Origin of the sequence: Streptomyces guryensis, from assembly GCF_021261325.1 — a bacterium.
GTDB classification, from domain to species: domain Bacteria; phylum Actinomycetota; class Actinomycetes; order Streptomycetales; family Streptomycetaceae; genus Streptomyces; species Streptomyces guryensis.
In genome coordinates, this window is sequence record NZ_JAJSBI010000034.1 from 54650 (window position 1) to 71425 (window position 16776).

The 16776-nt window shown below is 71.2% G+C and carries 17 protein-coding genes and 1 pseudogene; 6 read left to right on the forward strand and 12 right to left on the reverse strand.

Features of this window, described 5'->3' with window-relative positions; all coding sequences use genetic code 11:
* Window positions 1–200: 200 nt before the first annotated feature.
* Both LJ657_RS41775 and LJ657_RS41780 read right to left on the reverse strand, forming a co-directional pair.
* Window positions 201–1322, reverse strand: a complete 1122-nt coding sequence (locus LJ657_RS41775; RefSeq protein WP_232654928.1) for a sensor histidine kinase — start codon at window positions 1320–1322, stop codon at window positions 201–203.
* Window positions 1319–1987, reverse strand: a complete 669-nt coding sequence (locus LJ657_RS41780; RefSeq protein ID WP_232654967.1) for a response regulator — start codon at window positions 1985–1987, stop codon at window positions 1319–1321. Before LJ657_RS41780 ends, LJ657_RS41775 begins: the two co-directional genes overlap by 4 nt.
* A gap of 402 nt (window positions 1988–2389) precedes the next feature.
* On the opposite strand from LJ657_RS41780, the gene LJ657_RS41785 reads away from it, so the two are divergent.
* Complete coding sequence (locus LJ657_RS41785; RefSeq protein ID WP_232654929.1) at window positions 2390–3640, forward strand: DUF418 domain-containing protein; 1251 nt, start codon at window positions 2390–2392, stop codon at window positions 3638–3640.
* A gap of 602 nt (window positions 3641–4242) precedes the next feature.
* On the opposite strand, the gene LJ657_RS41790 is transcribed toward LJ657_RS41785, so the two are convergent.
* The 5 genes from LJ657_RS41790 to LJ657_RS41810 form a co-directional block, all read right to left on the reverse strand.
* A complete protein-coding gene (locus LJ657_RS41790; RefSeq protein WP_232654930.1) occupies window positions 4243–4464 on the reverse strand; it encodes a hypothetical protein in 222 nt (73 codons plus the stop codon).
* Window positions 4461–5795: a cation:proton antiporter gene (locus tag LJ657_RS41795; RefSeq protein WP_232654931.1), complete on the reverse strand. Its 1335-nt coding sequence runs from the start codon at window positions 5793–5795 to the stop codon at window positions 4461–4463. The genes LJ657_RS41790 and LJ657_RS41795 overlap by 4 nt, the downstream gene beginning before the upstream one ends.
* Window positions 5796–6211: 416 nt before the next feature.
* A complete protein-coding gene (locus tag LJ657_RS41800; protein ID WP_232654932.1) occupies window positions 6212–7456 on the reverse strand; it encodes a hypothetical protein in 1245 nt (414 codons plus the stop codon).
* The gene (locus tag LJ657_RS41805; protein WP_232654933.1) at window positions 7453–7902 is read right to left on the reverse strand and encodes a DUF6114 domain-containing protein; all 450 of its coding nucleotides are present in this window, start codon (window positions 7900–7902) and stop codon (window positions 7453–7455) included. The genes LJ657_RS41800 and LJ657_RS41805 overlap by 4 nt, the downstream gene beginning before the upstream one ends.
* A gap of 46 nt (window positions 7903–7948) precedes the next feature.
* Window positions 7949–8563, reverse strand: coding sequence for a DUF6230 family protein (locus tag LJ657_RS41810; RefSeq protein ID WP_232654934.1), 615 nt, complete (start codon window positions 8561–8563; stop codon window positions 7949–7951).
* 134 nt (window positions 8564–8697) lie between these two features.
* Here LJ657_RS41810 and LJ657_RS41815 point away from each other — a divergent pair, with 134 nt between their 5' ends.
* Window positions 8698–9414: a MerR family transcriptional regulator gene (locus LJ657_RS41815; protein ID WP_232654935.1), complete on the forward strand. Its 717-nt coding sequence runs from the start codon at window positions 8698–8700 to the stop codon at window positions 9412–9414.
* Window positions 9415–9816: 402 nt separating this feature from the next.
* Here LJ657_RS41815 and LJ657_RS41820 read toward each other — a convergent pair whose 3' ends face one another.
* The gene (locus LJ657_RS41820) at window positions 9817–9978 is read right to left on the reverse strand and encodes a hypothetical protein (protein WP_232654936.1); all 162 of its coding nucleotides are present in this window, start codon (window positions 9976–9978) and stop codon (window positions 9817–9819) included.
* Between the two features lie 124 nt (window positions 9979–10102).
* Here LJ657_RS41820 and LJ657_RS41825 point away from each other — a divergent pair, with 124 nt between their 5' ends.
* From LJ657_RS41825 to LJ657_RS41835, 3 genes are all read left to right on the forward strand, one after another.
* Window positions 10103–11227 carry a 4Fe-4S binding protein gene (locus LJ657_RS41825; protein WP_232654937.1) on the forward strand — a complete coding sequence of 375 codons (1125 nt, stop codon included), beginning with the start codon at window positions 10103–10105 and terminating at the stop codon, window positions 11225–11227.
* Window positions 11224–12522 carry a DUF3533 domain-containing protein gene (locus tag LJ657_RS41830; protein ID WP_232654968.1) on the forward strand — a complete coding sequence of 433 codons (1299 nt, stop codon included), beginning with the start codon at window positions 11224–11226 and terminating at the stop codon, window positions 12520–12522. Before LJ657_RS41825 ends, LJ657_RS41830 begins: the two co-directional genes overlap by 4 nt.
* 201 nt (window positions 12523–12723) lie before the next feature.
* Window positions 12724–13293, forward strand: coding sequence for a TetR/AcrR family transcriptional regulator (locus tag LJ657_RS41835; RefSeq protein WP_232654938.1), 570 nt, complete (start codon window positions 12724–12726; stop codon window positions 13291–13293).
* Window positions 13294–13439: 146 nt separating this feature from the next.
* Here the strand turns inward: LJ657_RS41835 and LJ657_RS48800 are convergent.
* From LJ657_RS48800 to LJ657_RS41845, 3 genes and pseudogenes are all read right to left on the reverse strand, one after another.
* A pseudogene (locus LJ657_RS48800) lies at window positions 13440–13617 on the reverse strand (VapC toxin family PIN domain ribonuclease); the annotation flags it as partial.
* A gap of 183 nt (window positions 13618–13800) precedes the next feature.
* Complete coding sequence (locus LJ657_RS41840; protein WP_232654939.1) at window positions 13801–13944, reverse strand: hypothetical protein; 144 nt, start codon at window positions 13942–13944, stop codon at window positions 13801–13803.
* 59 nt (window positions 13945–14003) lie between these two features.
* Complete coding sequence (locus LJ657_RS41845) at window positions 14004–14735, reverse strand: DUF4232 domain-containing protein (protein ID WP_232654940.1); 732 nt, start codon at window positions 14733–14735, stop codon at window positions 14004–14006.
* Window positions 14736–15126: 391 nt separating this feature from the next.
* Here LJ657_RS41845 and LJ657_RS41850 point away from each other — a divergent pair, with 391 nt between their 5' ends.
* A complete protein-coding gene (locus LJ657_RS41850) occupies window positions 15127–16104 on the forward strand; it encodes a TolB family protein (protein ID WP_232654941.1) in 978 nt (325 codons plus the stop codon).
* Here the strand turns inward: LJ657_RS41850 and LJ657_RS41855 are convergent.
* Window positions 16092–16700 carry a hypothetical protein gene (locus LJ657_RS41855; protein ID WP_232654942.1) on the reverse strand — a complete coding sequence of 203 codons (609 nt, stop codon included), beginning with the start codon at window positions 16698–16700 and terminating at the stop codon, window positions 16092–16094. The two genes, LJ657_RS41850 and LJ657_RS41855, sit on opposite strands and share 13 nt — an antisense overlap.
* Between the last annotated feature and the right edge of the window lie 76 nt (window positions 16701–16776).

Below are 16776 nucleotides of genomic sequence, written 5' to 3' on the forward strand. Positions count from 1 at the left end.
TGTGGTGATCGTCGGCTCCGCCTCGACCATGGCCGGGTCGGGGCGGAGACGAGGGGTCGGCGGGCGCCGACCGGGCGGCGCGGGCGGTTCCGGCGTACGGCCCGCGGAAGAGGGCGTCGTGCCCCGCCTCGACGCCGGTCCGGCAGGGCTGCTCGTCACCTCTTACGGTCGTGAGGTCGCAGTCCTCCGCGAAGCTTTGCTCAGGCGGGCCGGGTGGGGGCCCGTAGTGCGATCTTGTATCCGCCCTGGGGGGTGGGTTCGGCGGTGAGGGTGCCGTTGAGCAGTTCGGCGCGTTCTTTCAGGCCGATCAGGCCGTGCCGGGCGCTGGGCAGGGCGACGGAGGGGCGGGTGGGGGCGGTGTTGGTGACGGTGACGCCGAAGTGCTGCGCTTCGTGCCACAGGCGTACCTCGGCGCGGGCGCCGGGAGCGTGCTTGCGTACGTTCGTGAGGGCTTCCTGGACCGTGCGGTAGACGGTGCGCTGGGCGGTTGTGCTGATGCCGGGCGGGAGCCCGCCGGTCAGGGTGGTCTCGATGCCGCTGTTGGCGATCAGCTGCTGGAGGCCGGCGAGGGTGGGCTGGGGGGTGAGTTCGGTTTCCTTGCCGCCGGAGGCGCGCAGCAGGGTGACCATGTGGCGGAGTTCGTCGAGGGTGTTCACGCTCAGGGTGCGGATGGTGCGGGCGGCGTCGCGGGCGTCGGGGTCCTTGGCGGCGACCTGCAGGGCTCCGGCCTGTACGGCGATGAGGCTGACCTGGTGGGAGACGACGTCGTGCATCTCGCGGGCCAGTTGGGCGCGTTCGCGGGCGAGGACGGCCTGGGCGTACAGGGCGCTTTCGTGTTCGCGGGCCACTTCGACCTCGACGAGCTGACGGGCCACGTCGTGTCTGGCCTGCACGAGCTGGCCGAACAGGATCGGGGCGAAGGCCGTGGCCAGCGTGTAGACGAACTGGACGAGCGTCCAGGTCCGGTCGCCGGAGAACGAGTCGGACAGGGGCCAGACGAGGGTGCTGGCCGCCGCGTTCAGCAGGGCGCAGCCGGCCAGCAGCGGGCGGTTACGGGAGCACGCGGCCAGTGTGTACAGGGTGGCGATCGGCGCGACCGCCACGTCCATGAACAGGGTCATGGGCAGTGTCAGCAGGAAGGCGGCCAGGGGAAAGCGCCTGCGCAGGAACAGTCCGGCGCACCCGAGGGCGGCGCAGGCCCACATGAACGGTGTCGCCTCGTCGTAGAGGTTGATCCAGGCGTCGAGCGCGGCGAGCACCACGAGGCCCGCGTCGACGGCCCAGGGCGGCATCCGCCGCCACAGTGCCTGCCCCGTGCTCATCGCCCGTTGTTCCGTGCCGTGTCGGCGCCGTCGTCGCTGAGCAGTCCGGCGCGCTCCGCGAGGAGCGCCGCCTGGACACGGCTGGAGACCCGGAGCTTGGTCAGGATCGAGCTGACGTGGTCCTTGACGGTGCCCGCGCTCAGATGGATGCGGGTGCCGATGTCGGCGTTGGACAGTCCTTCCGCGATCAGGACGAGGACGTCACGTTCGCGGTCGCTGAGCAGATTCACGCGCGCCACGTCCGCGTCCTGGGGCGTGCCCGCCCCTGGATGGCCGCGCAGCAGAGCCCGCGAGGCTTTCGGGGACAGCACCACGCCGCCCGCGGCCAGAGTGCGTACGAGGTGGGCGAGTTGTTCGGGCTCGGTGTCCTTGAGCAGGAAGCCCGCGGCTCCGGAGCGCAGCGCGGTCAGGATGTACTCGTCGGTGTCGAAGGTGGTCAGCATGGCCACCGTCGGCGGCTCGGGCAGCGTCTGGATCTCCCTCAGGACGGTCAGGCCGTCCACGTCCGGCATGCGGATGTCGAGGAGCACGACGTCCGGGTGCTCGCGCCGGATCACGTCGACGGCCTGCGCTCCTTCCGCGGTCGCCACGACCTGGATGCCGTCGGAGGCGTTCAGGATCAGCTCGAACCCGGACCGCACCAGCGCCTCGTCGTCCACCACCACTACCCGGATCACCGGCGTTCCGCCTCACACTCGTCTGCTCTGTCCAGCTTCTCGGCGGCCCGTACACCCCGCATGGGGGCGTCCACGTTCTCCTACGGTGATCGCCTGCCGTCGACAGTACGTCCGGCACGGCGCGCGACGGTGCCGCCGCCGTGGACACCCGCCACCCGGCAGGCCGGTTCCAGCCGCTCGGGGGGAGCGCTCCGGCTCGTCGGCGGGTCAGTCATGCCCGCCGGTACCCGCGTCATCCTCTCCGCGGTCGTGGTGGCCAACGCCGTCATCTCACAAGGCAGTCGGCCGGCCGGGCCCGCTGGTCGGCGGGGCGGTCCCGGCCGGTCGGCGGGGGTGTTGCCGAAGCCTGCCGGATGGGCCGTCTTCCGACGGCGCCGAAGGATTCCGTGTATGACACGGACACAGCCGCCGCAGGAGACACCTGATCCGCAGCAGAACTCGCCTTCACGGCCCCGAACCTCGCCCGAGTCCGCCGGGCAGCGCCCCGGCGGTCCCTCGATGGGACGCCTGGTCGGAGTGGACCTGGCACGAGCGCTGGCGGTGTTCGGCATGTACGTCGTGCACATCGGCCCACCGCTGTCGGCCACACACGGCGTCGCCGGCTGGGTCCGCTACCTGGCCGACGGCCACTCTTCGGTCCTGTTCGCCACCCTCGCCGGGTTCTCGCTGATGCTGATCGCAGGCCGCTTCGAGCCGAGGACCGGACTGGCCGGCCGGCAGGCGAAAGCCCGGATCGCGATCCGCGCCGTGATCCTGCTGGCGCTGGGCACCGCCATGGCGATGGAATACGGCGGCGTGATCATCCTGGGCTTCTACGGCGTCTACTTCCTCCTCGCCCTGCCCCTGGTGCGGCTGAGCGCGGGGGCCCTCGCGACGATCGCGGCGGGGCTCGCGCTCGTGACGCCACAGCTGGCGTTCGTCCTGACGGCGCGGCTGAGCGACTCCGTCCAGCAGAGCGTCAACGCCTACGACCCGCTCCACCGGCTCAGCGAGGTGGGGGTGCTCGATCTGCTGCTCACGGGCTTCTATCCGACGATCACGTGGATGCCGTTCGTGATCGCCGGCATGACGCTGGCTCGCCTGGACCTGTCGGCGGCTGCCGTCCAGCGGCGCCTGGCCGCGCTGGGCGCCGGCCTCGTCGTGGGGGCTTACGGCTTGTCCCTGCTGCTGGCGGGCAAGAACGCGTTGAGGAGCACGGCGGAGGACATGCCGTCGTCCGGTGGCTCCGGGACGGCGTCCATGGGCAGCGGGTCCATGGAACACCGGCTGTCGTTCTCGGATCTGTTGTCCGCCGGGCCGCACAGCGGCACCACGTTCGACATCATCGGCAGCGTGGGCGTCGCGATCCTCGTGATCGTGGGCGCGACGGTGCTGATGGACCGCCTGCCGCGACTGCGCCGCCTGGCGAAACCGGTCATCGCCGTGGGCACCATGTCCCTGACGGCCTACGTCGGCCACTTCGTCGCACAGTCCGTGCTGTCGACCCCCGCCGGGACCGGCACCCAGCAGTCATGGGTGCCACTGCTCATGTACGTCCTCGGGGCGACCGTGTTCGCCACGATCTGGTCCCGCTTCTTCCGCCGCGGGCCCCTGGAGCATCTGCTCAACACCGCGACCAGGCCCGCCAAGTACGTGCGGTGAGGTCCGGCCGGGGTGGCTCGGCTCCCTGCCCCATCCCGGCCGGAACGGTCTGCCCGGCCCGCAAGGGGAGGAACCTCCCACAGCTGCTCCTGGTCCAGGAACTGCTGCACGCGCTGTCAGGTTGATCACGACGCCGCGTTCGTCGCTCGGCTCGCGCCTTGTCGCTGATGCCCGGCCAACTCGTCCGCGTGCGCAGCAGGGCGGCGTGGAGGGAACACGGCGCCCTCCCCGAACCCACGCGCTCCACCCACCTCACCCGACTCCTCGGACCACACCACCCGAAATGAGAGATCCCCAACGGAGTCGTTCAAGGGAGGGGAGGATTCAAAGGATTCCTTTCCTACGTGGTCGGCCGCGCACCGCGTCAGCGGCTGCGGGCACCGGCCCGCACGGGGGCCTTGGGGGCGTGGGCTCAACGGGCCGGTTCGAGGGGCCCTCGTGGCGTGTGCGCGCACGATGTCATCGCGGAGTTCAGGGCGTACGACGGCCAGGAGTCGCCTGCACACAGGGAAACCGGGGCGACCAAAGCCGGCGAAGGAGGCGGCGGGGCCGGGGCCGGGCCGGCGGAGACCCCACACCGAAGGAGATCTCCGATCGCCGGTTCAGTGGACCAGTGAGGCCGCCCGCGTGGCGACGATGTGCACCCCTGCCTCGTACAACTCGGGACGGACGACGAACAGGACAGCGGCGCCCGCCGCCAGCGTCAGGCCGAGAAGTTCCCGCAGCCCGCCTTTGCGGGGTGTGACGTCACGGCCCGCCGGGCCGGTGTCGGCCGATGTCCTGAGGCCGGTCTCGGGCTCCTTGTTGCGAACATGCTGTGTCATGCCTCCAGCCTGGAAGCGCGACCGCTTTCCGCACATCCGGCGACTGTCGGGTCCGCCCCCGCCGAGTGGCTGGAGAGGACCGGCCTGGAGTAGGAGCCGTCGGGGTCACGATGCGGGCCGGTCAGGGACCGGGCGATGGCCGTCGAGCCGGCGCCGTGGAGCAGAACGCTGCCGAGCACCGTCAGGGTCATGGCGTACAGGGCGGTGTCGGCGTACGGCCCGTCCGGCAGAGCGTTGAAGGCGAGCAGGCCGAACACGATGGAGGTGGTGCCGCGTGGTCCGAGCGCGCCGACCATGAGCCTCTCTCGCCAGGTGAACGTCGAGCCGAGGAAGGCGAGCATGATCGGAAGGATGCGCACGACGGTGAGCGCGGCGACGCAGAGCACGACGGTGGGCCACTGGACGCCGTCGCCCACGGCGAGCACCACGGCGTTGCCGAAGAAGAACCACATGCACATCGTCATCATCGAGTTGGTGTCCTCGATGAGCTGGAAGTCCGAGGCGTGGGGAGCCGAAGCGCCCCGTCGGCGGACCGGCGCCTGTCTGACGTAACGGAAGGCGATCCCGCACACGAACGAGGCCACGAAGCCGTTGCCGTCCATCGCGGTGGTCACGGTGTAGGCGAGCAGCGGTGTGACCAGCACGACGATCCGCCGGGACTGCTCCGTCATCCACTCCGCGCGGTCGGCCAGGTTGATCAGCCACGCCACCAGCGCCCCCACCACGAAGCCGGCCACGAGGGCCTTCAGCGCGAACGGCACGGCCGTGCCGAGGGCTTGCACGGGCGTGCGGGTGACGGAGTCGGTGCCGACGAGGATCAGTGCGAACAGGAAGAGGGGCGACACGATGCCGTCGTTGTAGCCGCTCTCCACGTTGAGCACGCTGCGCACCCTCGCCGGGATACGCCGGTCGCGGACCAGCGTCTCGGCCGGGGCGAAGTCGGTCGGGACGACGATGCACGCGATGAGCAGCAGCAGCGCCACCGGCAGCCCGGGCAGCAGCAGCGTTCCCAGCAGCACCATGGTGATCAGGCTCAGCGGCAGGGCCACCAGCAGCGCCCGCGCGGCGGAGCCGGGGTCGTTGCCGAACAGCCGCCCGCCCGGCAGCTCGGTGGCGTCGACGAACAGCAGGACGGCCAGGATGACCTCGGCCACATGCTGAGCGACCTCGGAGTTCAGGGTGACAGCGATATGGCTGTGGGTGAACACCCCCGTGACCACGCCCGCGAGCACCAGCACCAGAGGAGCCCGCACATGCCGTTGCTCCAGCCGCCCGGCGACCAGCGACCAACCGGCCACCACCGTGGTGATCACAATCAGGACAGAGATCATTTGAATCCGCTTCAGAACTGGGAACAGGCCGGCGGCCGCCCCGCCGGCGGAGCCTGCCCCACCACAGACAGGGGCCTCTCATCCCAGCGCACCGTTCACTGAAGGTCACTCCGCCGGTCGGCGGGATCCGCACCGCCGACCGGCTGGAACCCACCATCCTGCAGACGGGGTCGCCGGCCGTGAACCCCGGCGGCCGTGCAGCTGTGGGACGCGGCGGCCCGCCGAAACCCCAGGCCGGTGACCTGGGGTTTCATCGTTTGTCAGGGCCGATTCGGGGGCGCTCGGCAGGAATGCCGCGGTTTCCTCGCCGTGAGCCACGCGGTGGGTGACCAGGAGACTCCCTCTCGGCGGTGGCCATGTGAGGGTGACAAGCCGATCGTCGACGACATCGCGGGCCCGGCCGGAGTCGCCCGGCTTCACCGGGGCGTTCCGTACCCGTGGATCCCGGGGACGATGAGCGCTCCACCTGTCTGTCCGGCCTGGTCGATGTCGGCGTCGGCCAGGCCGAGTCGGAGCTTGAGGCCGAGCTTCCCGACCGTGTCGTAGAGCCACTCCGGGACCGTGTCGGGTGTGAGGTGGAGGCGGAGGGCCGGGGGCAGGGGGATGCCTTCGACGCCGGAGAGGGTGCCCGTCAGGCTCTCGACGTACATGGTGATGCGGCCGCCTCGCAGCGTGGACGTCGAGCCGGGGGCTCCGTCGATGTGCTGGATCTGCGGGCCGTCGGGTACGGCCATCCGCAGGTCGCGGATCGTGACGGCCGCCGCGGAGAACTTGAGCACCCGCTTGGGCCCGGCGGCCGTGTCCACGGTCACCACGCCACCGAAGACGAGGTCGCGCAGGTCGAGGTGACTGCCCTTCAGGTTCCAGGACTCGGCGGCGAATCGACCGGCACCCGCGTCCTCGGGGGCTGCGAGGCCCCTGATGTCGCAGGTGCGGGCGGCTGCGTCCGTGGGCTCCGGCCGGGCCGACGGCTCGGTGGTCCGGCGGCCGGAGGTGGAGAGGGCAGGGGGCGTGGTCGGCGGTGGGCCGGTCGGTGGCGTGGCCGAGGACGGGTCTGACGGTTCTGTGCCCGACGACGAGGCCGGCGATTGCGTGGCGGGCGGCGTCGGAGCAGCCGAGGCCGGTGAGGGGCTCGCGCCGGGCGTCGGGCCTTGTCGCGCGGTGCCGCCGCTGAAGAGAGAACCGAGGATGCCTTCGAGGCCGGTGGAGGCGGCGCGCGAGCTCGGCGTGGCGGTGGGAGGGGGCGTGGGACTGGGGACCGGCGCTGTTCCTCCGTCAGCCGCGTGGTCCGACGGCTCGGCCGACTTGTCGGCCGAGCGGGCACTGGGCGCGGTGGGGGCAGCGGACGTAGAGGACGCAGTGGTACCGGGTGTGCCGGGGACAGCGGAGGTGGACGGGTGGTCGGGGCGGGCGCAGTCGGCGCCGCCGGGCGTCTCTTCGGGAGCCGAATGAGCCGCGGTGGCACCGGCGTCGACCGCGGGTGGACGCTGACCCGCCAGGACGAGGACGGTCGGCAGCGCGGTCAGTGCCAGAGCCTTCCCGATCGGGAGGCGCAGACGGGTCAGCGCGGACGGACGGGGAACGGCGTGGCGGCCCCGCGTCGGCCGGGCACGGTGGGGCTCCACGGCCTCGCCGCCGAGGTCGGGCGACTGGTCGGTCATTCCCCGGCCCTCCCCGAGGGCTCCTCGGTGTCGTCGGACGGGTCCACCGGGCCCCACGCCAGAGCCAGGAGCCCGCCCGTGGCCGCGAACAGCGTGCCGAAGACGAATCCGCCGAAGTTGGAGATGGGCAGCGCCAGCACGCCGAGGAAGACGGCGACGCATCCGGCGAAGAACCTGATGACCGGCTGGAACCAGAGGAGCCCGCCGAGGACGACCAGCGTCAGACCGATGGCCAGGGACCCCGCCCCGGCGGTGGTGGACATCGCCACGGACAGGGCGCCCAGGGAGAGGTTGAAGTAGGGGAAGTAGATGATCGGCGCGGCGGCCAGGAGGACCAGCAGGCCCGCCCAGAAGGGGCGGGTGCGCCGCCAGGCCCGGAAGTCCCGGCGCGCGCGAACGAGGCCGCTGTCACTGTGGGGGCGCGCGGGAGCGCCGGCACTCGTCATGGGGAGGGTCCCAACTCGTCAGCGTTGTGAGGGGGGCGGGGCGTGGTCAGAAGCAGTCGTGGCGGCCGGCCGCGATGCCCATGTGCAGGCCCGCGAGTTCGAACGTCCCGGCAGAGGTCGCCCAGACCTTCTGGTGGGCGTCGATGATCTCGATCGAGTCCGCCTGCTGGGCGTAGCCGTCGGGATCGACGTGGTCCTTGGGGTTGACCTGGCCCTTCGTGATGGAGCCGGTGGCGACGCCGATGTCGACGTTGTGGAAGGTGCCGCTCTTCGCCTGGAGGTCGGTCATGTCGATGTACAGGTTCTTCGCCTTGACGGCGGTGCCCTCGCCACCGGCCTTGAGCGTCATCGTGTAGGTCCCGAGCACGGGGATGTCCACCGGCACCGACTGGCACATGTCGGTGATCTTCGCGTTCCTGAGGGCCGAGACGGAGACGGGTATGTGCTTGCCGTTCTTGGCGACGTCCACCGTCGCGTAGTTGGCGAATCCGGAGCCGCTCAGCGAACCGGCCGAGACCTTGAAGTCGGAACCGGAGATGCTGAACGAAGCGGCCAGCGCCCCCTGGGCCATGGAGATGGCGACAGCCGCCGTGGCGGCCACCGTCGGCACCGCGCCGATGGCGAAGCGCTTCCAGTGGGTTCTGCCGATTCGCTGGGACATGGGTAGCCCTCCGTTGTCGAGGCGGGATTACTCGATAGCTCCGCTACCGAGTGCCCGATAGTGGCACTATCGAGCTCGGTGGGGCAACCCCCGGTAACGCGATACTGGAGGGACAGTTGAGCGTGAGGGAGCGCATGAGGATTTCAGAGCTCAGCCGACGGTCCGGGGTGCCGGTGGCGACCATCAAGTACTACCGACGGGAGGGGCTGCTCCCCGGGGGCCGCGCGCTGAACCCGACCACGGTCGAGTACGACGAGGAGCACGTCCAGCGGCTGCGCCTGATCCGTTCCCTCATCCAGCTCGGCGGGCTGCCCGTCGCCCGCGCCCGCGAAGTACTCGAAGCCGTCGAGCAGCCCCTGGACGCGTTCGAGACGCTGGCCGTCGTCCACCACGCCCTGCCCGTACCCGCCGCGGAGACGAGCGGGAAGGACGGGAAGGACGGCGCCCGCCGGGACGAGGAAGAACCCGGGGGTGCCGCGGGCGAGGCCGCATCCGCCGGAGCCGGCGCGAGGGTCGAGGCTCTCATCGAGAACATGGGCTGGCGGATCTCCGACGCGTCACCGCACCGCCCGGCACTCGCCGAGAGCCTCGCGGTGCTGAGCCGCCTCGGCACCGACTACACGACGGACGACCTCATCCCCTACGCGCGGCTCGCCACCTCCACCGCGGACCTGGACTTCGCGCAGCTCGAAGGGATCGAGGACCACATCGCCCTCGCCGAGCGGGCGGTGGTGCTCAGCGTGCTGTTCGAGCCGGTCGTCAGGCTGCTGCGACGCCTGGCCCAGGAGGACGCGAACCATCGCCGCCATGACCGGAACGCGTGCGGGCGGGGCGAGGGGACGGGAGAGTAGGTCCCTGGAGCGCAGGCGGAGTGCCGCCACGGCGGAGTGCCGCCACCTCCCCGGGCCGCTGCGGACCCACGGACGCCTGCCACGTAAGCCCCTGGGCGGCCTGCCGCACAAACCCCCGGAATTGCCCGCGCGGCAAGCCACCGGAGCAGCCGGCGACACGGCCCTCCGGCAGGCCGCCGGGTCACCGGCATCTCGCTCACAGCGGTTCAGCCCGCGGCGTCGGCCGTCGACAGGTCGGTCTCGTCGGCAGGTCGGTCTCGTCGGCAGGTCGGTCTCGTCGGCGCCGACCGGAGGTGGAAGCGCGCCCGTGGTGCCGAGCCCACCGCGCCACCGCGGACGGCGTACGTACCGTGCTGCGGGTCCGCGCCCCAGAAGCGTGCCGACCGCACGGGCAGCCAGGCGTCAGCGGCGTGCGGCGCGGTTCGTCTCGACGACGTCCGCCTGCGCGGGCGTGCCCCCGAGGGCGACCGAGCGCTCCGGCATGCTGTCGCGGACGGCGCGTGGCCCTGCCCGGTCCGCCGGGACCAGGGCCGGCCCGAGTTCGTCCACGGCGAGTGCGGTCAACTCGCCCCCACTCGAACCCCTCCCCTCGGGCTTGCATACTGAAACCGATCGGTTTACGGTGGCGAAACTGATCGGTTTCTCGCCCGTGGTGGCGAGCCTCGTACCCGCATCCCCAGGAGCACGGATGACAGCCGCACGCGCCGAGGGGCAACCCACTCGTCCCCCGCTTCCGGCGAGGCTGGCGGCCCACCCGTCGGTACAGGCCGTACTCGCCCGGCGGGCGGAGGCCGGAGAAGCGGACGGCCCGCCGCCGGTGATCGACGCGGCCTGGCTGCGCGAGCTGTGCCTCGCGGCCGGGGCGGACGACGCCGCCGCGGTCAGCCTGGACCACCCCGACCTGACCGGCGAGCGCGAGCCCGCACAGTCCGCGCTGCCCGGCACCCGCACCCTGATCGCGATGGCGGTCCGGATGAACCGCGACAACTGCCGCTCCCCCGCCCGCAGCGTGGCCAACCAGGAGTTCCACCAGGCCGACGAGCAGGCCAACCACGCCGCCCGCAGCGTCACCCGGGCACTCCAGGACGCCGGATACCGTGCGCTCAATCCCTCCGTCGGCTTCCCCCAGGAGATGGACCGCTTCCCCCGCGAGCGGATCTGGGTGGTGGCACACAAGACGGTCGCCGTGGCCGCCGGACTCGGCGTGATGGGCCTGCACCGCAACGTCATCCACCCGAAGTTCGGCAGCTTCGTCCTGCTCGTCACCGTCCTGGTGGACGCCGAGGTGAGCGAGTACGGGCAGGCTCTGGATTACAACCCCTGCATCGACTGCAAGTTGTGCGTCGCCGCCTGCCCGGTCGGCGCCATCGCCAAGGACGGCGCCTTCGACGCACTGGCCTGCACCACGCACAACTACCGCGAGTTCATGAGCGGGTTCACCGACTGGGCGCAGACCGTGGCCGACAGCGAGGACGCCGCCGACTACCGCTCCCGGGTCAGTGATTCCGAGAGCGCCTCCATGTGGCAGAGCCTGTCCTCACCGCCCGGCTACAAGTCCGGCTACTGCCTCGCCGTCTGCCCCGCAGGCGAGGACGTCCTCGGCCCCTACCTGGACGACCGCAAGAGCTTCATGGACACCGTGCTGCGCCCGCTCCAGGACAAGAAGGAGACCCTCTACGTCCTGCCGGGCTCCCACGCACAGGAGTACGCCCGGCGCCGCTTCCCCCACAAGCCCGTCAAGGAGGTCACCGGCGGGTGGCAGCCCCCGGCGAGGCGTTCCACGTCCACCGACCGGGAGACACGTACGTCATGAGCGGCAGTCACCCCTTCCGCGTCCTGCGCGCCAAGCCCCTGTGGATCACGAACGGCGTCATCACCGGCGTACTCGCGCTGCTGTTCACCGTGTTCTACGTCGGCGCGAACATCGATCCGGCCGGTCACATGAAGCACCTGCCCGTCGGTCTGGTCAACGCCGACAAGGGAGTCGCGGTCGGCGGCCAGCGGGTCGACCTCGGGGCGCGGATCACCGGGTCCATCCAGAGGTCGGCTGCGGCCGGCGACAAGATCGACTGGAAGGTGCTGGACGAGAGGGAGATGAAGGAGGAGCTCGGCAAGGGCAAGCTGTTCGGCGCGCTCGTCGTCCCCGCCGACTTCACCTCCTCCGTCACCGCGCTGACCGGCCCCGCGGCCACCGGAACCCCGGCCCGCCCCACGCTGACGGTGCTCACCAACCAGTCCGCCGGCAGCCTCGGCTCCGGCCTGGCCCGTACGGCGACGACCCTGGCGGCCGAAGACGCCTCCCTCCAGGTGGGCAAGGAGCTGACCGCGCGGATCGGGACCGCGCGGGCGAAGCTGCCCGCCGCGGCCCGCCTCCTGCTCGCCGACCCGGCCGCCGTCACGGTCGAGGACGGCCATCCCCTCGGCTCACACAGCGGGCTGGGCCTGACGGCGTTCTACTACGCGCTCGTCCTGGTCGTCTGCGGGATGCTCTCCGCCAACGTGATCAGCGGCCAGGTCGACCACGCCCTCGGCTACACCCACAACGACATGGGCCCGCTGCGGCTGCACCGCCCGCTGATCCGGGCGACCCGGGTACAGACCCTCGCCATCGGCAGCACCCTCATGGCCGGACTGTCCCTGCTGATGGGCACCCTGATCATGGCCGGCGCGGTCGGCATCATGGGCATGGACGCCTCCCATCTGCCCCTGCTGTGGCTGTACTCGGTGTGCGCCATCGCGGTCTCCGGGATCAGCGCGCTCACCCTCCTCGCGGTCTTCGGCACACCCGGCATGCTGCTGGTCACCCTGTTCTTCATCGCGATGGCGGTACCGACGGCCGGCGCCACCACCCCCATCCAGGCGCTGCCCGGCTTCTACCGCTTCCTCGCGGAGTTCGAGCCGCTGCGGCAGATCACCGGCGGCATCCGCTCGATCCTCTACTACGGCGCCCAGGGCGACGCGGGTCTGACGCGGGGCTGGATCATGATGGCCGCCGGTCTCGTGGCGGCCGGGCTCTTCGGCTTCGGCGTACTGGGGTGGTACGACCGCAGGGGACTGCACCGCGTCCCGGCGGAGACGAAGCCCGGGAAGACCGCGGTCCCGGCGTAGCGGCGGGTCACCCAGGACGGGCCATTACTCGGAGTGGCCCGGTGTGTGGCGCGCGGCCGGGGACGACGGGCGCGTACACACCATCACGGCTCGGCGACGGTCTTCCCCCGGACCGTCGCCGAGCCTCCTCCCGGGCATCTCCGACAACCCCGGGAAACCGATCGGTTTTCAATTCCGTCCGCTTCGGGTTAACCTCGCGGTATGACCACCGCAGTGAAACCGAGCCCCAGGGAACGACTTCTGGAGGCGGCGGCCACGCTCACCTACCGCGACGGCGTCAGCATCGGCGTCGAGGCGCTGTGCAGGGCGGCAGGGGTGTCGAAGCGCTCCATGTACCAGCTGTTCGAGAGCAAGGACGAACTCCTCGCCGCGAGCCTGAAGGAGCGCGCCTCCGCCTACGTGGCAACCCTCCTGCCCGCGGCGGACGACGGCACATCACCCCGCGATCGGATCCTGCACGTTTTCGAGCAGGTGGAATCGCAGGCCGGGGCGCCCGAGTTCCGAGGCTGCCGGTATCTGGCCGTGCAGATCGAACTCAAGGACCAGAGCCACCCCGCGAGCCGGGTCGCCCGTCAGATCAAGGCGAATCTGACGGCCTTCTTCCGCGCCGAGGCCGAGCAGGGCGGTGCGGGCGATCCGGATCTGCTGGCCCGGCAGCTCAGCCTGGTCTTCGACGGCGCCAGCGCCCGCGCGGGAATCCAGGCCGACGACCTGACCGGGCTCGTCGCGCCGACCGTGACCACCCTGCTCGACGCGGCAGGCGTGCGCTGATCCGTCGCCCTTCCGGAGCACTCCGTCACCGCCCGGCCGTCGGGGAAAGCCCCATGGCCGCAAGCACGCACTCGTCACCGCGCACCTCGGCGGCCGCCACGAGGGCGTCTCCATGAAGATCGCCTTCTTGTCCGCTTCCGTGTCGCGGCGACGTTCACCGCGTCGGCGAGGTCGAGGGCGCGGTGGCGGACACGGACGGACCGGGCGGCGCCCAAAGCGGTCCTCCGTGATCTCCGGCAGGACGACACGCCCCCGGCTCATCCAGCGCCGCAGGTCGTCGACCGCGCCGAGGGCAGCCTCCCTGCCGAGCTCACGCGTCGCCAGGGCCTCGCGATGCCGGCCGCCCGGTCTCCGTCTCGAAAGACCGGGGCAGGGTCGAGACCGGCCGCCGTGGCCGCCGTGGCCCCCGCCCGCGGGCTTCGTGCTGACCGAGCCTGCGGTCAGGGCTGGTCGGGCCTTCGGCTGCCGACTGGAGAGGTCCGCGGCGTGTGGTCCGCTCCGGTGCGTTCAGACCGCGTGACCGCGGCGGAGGACCCCCGCCTCCTCCGCCAGGCGTTGCGTGTTGCCCATGCTGCCCATGACGATGACCTGGAAGGCCGCGCCGAAGTAGGCGCCTACGAAGCGGGAGATCCTACGGGTGCTGCTGCGCATGACGGGTTGCCTGCCTTCCGGGTCCGTGAGGTGCTGTGCGTCCAACGGGCTTTCAGGTGTCACCAGTTGGTGGCGTCATTCATCGACTGCTGCCAGTACGTGACCTTCAGCGAGTCGTCGACGTACACACCCTTCGCCGGCAGCGACGGGTGGGCACCCGCGCCCACGCTCCCGCTCATGGAACGGCCCTGGAAGTAGACCGCCAGCGACTTCGCGGTGTGGCCGTTCGAGCCACTGCCGTCCGTGGCGGACAAGCTCACGGACGCATAGCCGGACTGACCCGGCTCCAACGTGACAACCGCCTGCGGCTGCGAGTCCTCGATGACCGGAGGCACCGACTGCGCCTCACCGAAACGCACGGCCGGATAGCCGTAGAGGAAACAGGTCCTGCTGCCGGTGTTGGTCACCGTCAGCAGCATGTGGTTCACCGGACGGTTCAGCGGCGCCGCGACCGTCCTGGTGTCGGACCCCTCGCAAGTGACCGGCTTGCCCGACGCGCCGGACGCCTTCGAGGCGGAGCCGTCGGCGGCGGGCTTCGAACCGGTGGTGGACCCGCCGGTTGACCTGCCGCCGGAGGAGCCCGTCGAACCCGTTGAACCGGTCGAACCCGTTGAACCGGAGGCAGCACCCGACGAGGCCGCGGCGGAGGAAGAGCTCGTGGAGGTGGTCGCCGCCGCGCCCTCGTCGTGGGCGCCCGTTCCGTCGTTGCACGCGGTCAGGGAGAGCGCGGCGAGAACGGCGGTCGCGGCGGCGGCCGCGAGACGGGTGCGGGAGGTACGGAGACCGGACATGTTGCTGTGCCCCTTCGGTGTTCGGGTGGGGTGGTGAGCGGATGACCGAAGCTTGTGAGGTGATCCGTCCCAACCGCCACGCCCAGCGGGGTGTTAGGGACACTGGAACGCTGAAACCCACTCTGACCAGGGAGAACACAGTCGGCCTGGAACGGGCGAATGGGATGCGGGGACTACGGGAACCCCGGCGCGCGGGCATCGGGCTGTTTCTCGTCCGACCCGCTATTGCACAGCTGTGACGCCAGGCGCACAGCTCCGTCACCCCCCGGGGGAAGACTCCTCTCATCGCGAAGGGCGGCAAGCCGAGTGGACCGGTTCGGGTCCCGGGGACGGCGGGCGGTTCCCGCGAGACTCTCGTCGCAGCGTCATTCACATTCCTGGGGGAACCTCGATGTCCGCTCGTAACCGCCGGAGCACCGCAGCCGTCATCACGGCAGGTGTCGCCGCACTGCTCGCCCTCAGTGGCGCTGCCGCCACCGCGACGGCCGCTCCGTCCTCCGGCCGCGACGCAAAGGCCGGCGCCGCGATGGTCGCCGCGTCCGCGTCCGCCCACACGCTCACCGTGCCCAGGGGCCTCACCATCAGCGACGGCACCCGCCGCGTCTGGGTCGACGGCAAGTCGATCGACTTCGGCACCGTCGTCCGTGACCTGGCCTGGAACCCCAGCGGCACCAAGGCCGCCTTCATCGACGGCCACGGCAACCTGGAGGTCTCCGACCCCGACGGCGGCCACCGGGTGACCGTCGCCGCCAACCCGGGCAACCAGACCTGGTCCCACCCGACCTGGCAGGTCACGGCGGCCGACAGGGCGAACGGCATCCCCGCGAAGAACAACATCATCTTCTCCGCCAAGGTCCACGGCAGCACCGTCCTGGAGCGCGTCAAGGCCACCAGCAACCACGGCACGCCGGCGAAGATCAGCCTGTACGGCGAACCGGGCGACGGCGGCGTCCCGCAGACGAACAACACCTGGCCGAACGTCGGCGGGTCGTACGGCACTTCGGTCTACGAGAACACCCACACCGGCGAGGTCTACATCCGGGACGACTACCTGCGTCAGCAGGGCGGTGCGCTGGCCAGGGGCTCCGAGCCCGCGCTCGCCCCCGACGTGGAGGAGGTCGTCTTCGTGCGCTCCGTCGGCGGGCACGACCACCTCTTCGTCGACGACCTGAGCGCCGGCACCAACGCCGTCAAGGACATCACCCCGCACGCCACCACGGACTACACCGAGCCCACCTGGTCACCCAACGGCAGGACCATCGCCTTCCGCGCTCCCGACGGCACGTACACCGTCACCAAGACCGCCCACGGCTTCGGAAAGCCCGTCAAGGTCACCAAGCACACCGGTCTGCCCGCCTACCGCGGCTGACGGCCGCCCAACCGGCCGCCGGAGCGGGCGAGTTCGGCCCGTAGCTCCTCCAGGTGCTGGTCGGCCGTGTCGTGCGGCAGGTACTCGACCACATCGAGAAAACGGAACAGGACCTGGGCCGGGGTGACGGCGAACTCGTAGTCGCCGAACCCCACCACGGCACCCAGCTCACCACGAACGGCACCCCGGACGACATGCGCGGTCATGTCGTCCGGGTTTTCCGCTGTCAGCCCCCGCCGCGCGTTGGGGCGCGCCAGATACGGGCAGACCATCGAGGCGTAGAGCATGCACGCGCGGTGCCCCGGGCCCTCCAGCGTCGCCGCCATGTTGCGGTACGGCCGCCCGGCGGCGAGCGCCTCGCGGATCGCCGAACTCTCCGCGGCGCCCACCACCCGCCACACCGGCCCCTTGGGCATCAGGGTGTTGCACACGGAACACAGCCGCCGTCGCGCGCACTCGGCGCTGCGGCCGTAGTCGGTGAGCGCGAACTGGGGCTCGTCGCCCTCCCAAGGAGTGATGGCGGGTACCGGATAGCCGCGGCTGTCACGAGGTCTGGCCTCGACGCTCGCCGGCATGGGAACGGAATCGAATCGCACGACCTCATGGTCGACCACGGGACCGCCCCACCGCGACGGGTGTGGCCGATCCGGAAAGTCCCGGGACCGCGTTGCC

Bases quoted from the DNA above. Each gene is read 5' to 3' on its own strand.
- LJ657_RS41815 (WP_232654935.1), top strand. From the start codon at position 8,698: ATGAGGATTTCAGAGCTCAGCCGACGGTCCGGGGTGCCGGTGGCGACC.
- LJ657_RS41840 (WP_232654939.1), bottom strand. From the start codon at position 13,944: ATGCGCAGCAGCACCCGTAGGATCTCCCGCTTCGTAGGCGCCTACTTC.
- LJ657_RS41795 (WP_232654931.1), bottom strand. From the start codon at position 5,795: ATGATCTCTGTCCTGATTGTGATCACCACGGTGGTGGCCGGTTGGTCG.
- LJ657_RS41785 (WP_232654929.1), top strand. From the start codon at position 2,390: ATGACACGGACACAGCCGCCGCAGGAGACACCTGATCCGCAGCAGAAC.
- LJ657_RS41775 (WP_232654928.1), bottom strand. From the start codon at position 1,322: ATGAGCACGGGGCAGGCACTGTGGCGGCGGATGCCGCCCTGGGCCGTC.
- LJ657_RS41825 (WP_232654937.1), top strand. From the start codon at position 10,103: ATGACAGCCGCACGCGCCGAGGGGCAACCCACTCGTCCCCCGCTTCCG.
- LJ657_RS41790 (WP_232654930.1), bottom strand. From the start codon at position 4,464: ATGACACAGCATGTTCGCAACAAGGAGCCCGAGACCGGCCTCAGGACA.
- LJ657_RS41850 (WP_232654941.1), top strand. From the start codon at position 15,127: ATGTCCGCTCGTAACCGCCGGAGCACCGCAGCCGTCATCACGGCAGGT.
- LJ657_RS41800 (WP_232654932.1), bottom strand. From the start codon at position 7,456: ATGACCGACCAGTCGCCCGACCTCGGCGGCGAGGCCGTGGAGCCCCAC.
- LJ657_RS41830 (WP_232654968.1), top strand. From the start codon at position 11,224: ATGAGCGGCAGTCACCCCTTCCGCGTCCTGCGCGCCAAGCCCCTGTGG.
- LJ657_RS41805 (WP_232654933.1), bottom strand. From the start codon at position 7,902: ATGACGAGTGCCGGCGCTCCCGCGCGCCCCCACAGTGACAGCGGCCTC.
- LJ657_RS41810 (WP_232654934.1), bottom strand. From the start codon at position 8,563: ATGTCCCAGCGAATCGGCAGAACCCACTGGAAGCGCTTCGCCATCGGC.
- LJ657_RS41845 (WP_232654940.1), bottom strand. From the start codon at position 14,735: ATGTCCGGTCTCCGTACCTCCCGCACCCGTCTCGCGGCCGCCGCCGCG.
- LJ657_RS41835 (WP_232654938.1), top strand. From the start codon at position 12,724: ATGACCACCGCAGTGAAACCGAGCCCCAGGGAACGACTTCTGGAGGCG.